General features: G+C 47.2%; 2 protein-coding genes. Both read right to left on the minus strand.

Annotation, left to right across the window (positions count from 1 at the left end; all coding sequences use genetic code 11):
* Nucleotides 1-202: 202 nt before the first annotated feature.
* Complete coding sequence (locus ACQY6F_RS18755; RefSeq protein WP_428776619.1) at nt 203-1,534, minus strand: IS4 family transposase; 1,332 nt, start codon at nt 1,532-1,534, stop codon at nt 203-205.
* 69 nt (nt 1,535-1,603) lie between these two features.
* The coding region (locus ACQY6F_RS18760; protein ID WP_428776620.1) for an MBL fold metallo-hydrolase at nt 1,604-2,408 on the minus strand (805 nt) is incomplete at its 5' end.

A 2,408-nucleotide genomic window follows, 5' to 3' on the forward strand; every position in this document is an offset into this window, starting at 1 on the left:
CACCAATGACAGTAATACAGTTGATAGCCAGCCTCATCAACAATAACGAGATTCGCTCGATGGCCCATTTGTTGCTCCCTTACTGGATTTTCAGTATTGTCAGTATGCCTATGCCCGATGGACGATTCACCAACCAATGATATTAGACGCATACAGCAAGGGGACGGCCTTCAAGCCGTCCCCTTAACCTATTGGTTACAAGTTAAGGATTAGCGGTAATTGTCAAGGGCCATGAATCAAACACATTTTTTCGATTTTTCCGTTTGCGCTTGACAATCCCCAGGTCGGAGGCCCGGGAAGCCAGGTAATCAGATAGAGGCCGAGCGTCTCCCCGTTCAACCGCTTTCAAATAGTAGTAGAGTGAGCGAAAAACCATCTCGACGGAGATGCATTCAAATGGCAACGCTAACAATCCGGCCACCTCATCAGAGAGGTCAATTAACACGGTATAGACGATCCAGGTTGACCACAATTGCAACTCCACGCTATTTTGGGAACCAGACCAGAAATAGGCCAGGCCAAGCAATCGTTTGACAGTGGCGTAAGCACGTTCGATAGACCAGCGGCGGTGGTAAAGCGAGACCAAATGACGGGCTGGCAGACGCTCCGCGTCCAGTTCATTGGTTAAGTAACGCCGCCAGTTATTCCCATAAAGGACTTCAATCAACCGTAACGGCTGTCGGTCATCATCCACCCCAATCCAAATGAGGGTATCACGAAACGCAGGTGTTTTAGTCAGAGAATGCACAAACTCGTATTTGAGATTGTTTTTGGCACGGGTAATAAAGGTGATTTCCTTCTCCGTCAGTTCTCGAAACCGGGCGAAGTTGGTATAACCCAGGTCAAACAATACCAAACTCCCGCTCTTCACTTGTTGGACAATTTGCCCCCAAAACGTTTGGTCATGGCAGGTGGCCTGACTATCGAACCAAATCTTGTCTGGAAGCTGAGACCCTAAATGAAGCAGGGCGGTCATTTTTCCGGCCAATGGATGTTTCTCCAGGTCACGCAGCAAGCCGACCTTGCGAATTAAGGCATCTAAAGTTGACCCATCTACAATCAGGCACGCTGTAAATCGTTCTTGAACCCAGGCAATTTCTGGTGGTAGGGGGCGCTTCCTGGCTTCCCAGCGTTGTTGCATCTGGGGTAAAAGCTGGTTGAGTACCTTGAGAAACAAATTCGCGGGTAAGGTATTCAACCGTTCACTGAGGGCCTGCTGCGAAACCTGCTTTGGTTCTGCCCACAGCATGGCTTCGGCATGTATCAACCGAACTAATTCACTTACCCCAGCGATTTGCCGCCAGACGGCGCTGAGTAACAAGGCCATCATCACGGGTAGCGTGAGCGTTCGCTCCCGTAAGCCCATTTCTCGGAATAGCTCACACTGTAACAAGGTAAGTGGATGAACCATCTCGGTAAACAACGTTTCCACTTCTTCCGTTAAATTATCAACGAGTGGGCGTTTTTGTTTATCAACCTGGATAGCCCGTGTATGCTGGACCGTACTTTTTGATTTCTGTTTCGTCTTTTTCACAGGCGAATTGTATCCATTTATTGGCTTGACAACTCGCAAGAACTCTTAACTTGTAGCCAATGGCTTAAGCTATTGATTCCACCCTGCAAACGTTGTAGCAAGATCACTGGTGTAACCATGATGCCCGGTAAATAGGTATTCAATACCGTTCAAATTTGCCAGCTTTTGCATAGACTCATTCTGGGCGTCTCGATCCATATAGTAGATTAATAATGCAAACAATCCACTACCAGTGTATGCTTCTCCCTTGTCTAATCCCATTGTGTCACCAACGAAGAGATATTTATCGTCAATGATAAAGCTCATGGAGCCCGGTGTGTGACCGGGTGTCAGAACCCCTTCAACTTTTAAGCCCAGAAGGTCCGTCACCTGCCCATCAGTGATTATCGTATAGTCATAGTCTAATGTGTTATATGAATTCATAAAACGGGCAGTGCGCCCGTCGATCATTTGCTCTTCTGCCTCAGATATATAAATCGCAGCATTATTAAACAGGCTGAGTGCTCCAATGTGATCCGTGTCAGTATGAGTGAGCAGCACAACTGCTACATCCTGCGGATCGATGTTAAGCTTATCAAACTCCGGCTGAACCAGATCAGGTGCAGCGCCCGCATCAATGGCAAGGTAGTGATCACCGCTTTTGACCAGGTACATATAAACTGAGCCCCCGGCAGGAGCAATGTTCTGAATAATATAGACATTCTCGGTGATTTCCTGTGTCCCTACAGACTTCATCTTACTGACTTCTCTTTGCAGGCTGAAATACATAACAGCCACAAACAAAATTACCAGGCCAAGCACAACACCAATACTGATTAACCCTATTCTTAAGATTCTGTTCATTCTCAACCCCTCCGGTTGTGGTTTACTCACC

This window comes from Vibrio sp. (genome assembly GCF_050299255.1).
In the GTDB taxonomy this organism is placed as follows: Bacteria; Pseudomonadota; Gammaproteobacteria; order Enterobacterales; family Vibrionaceae; genus Vibrio.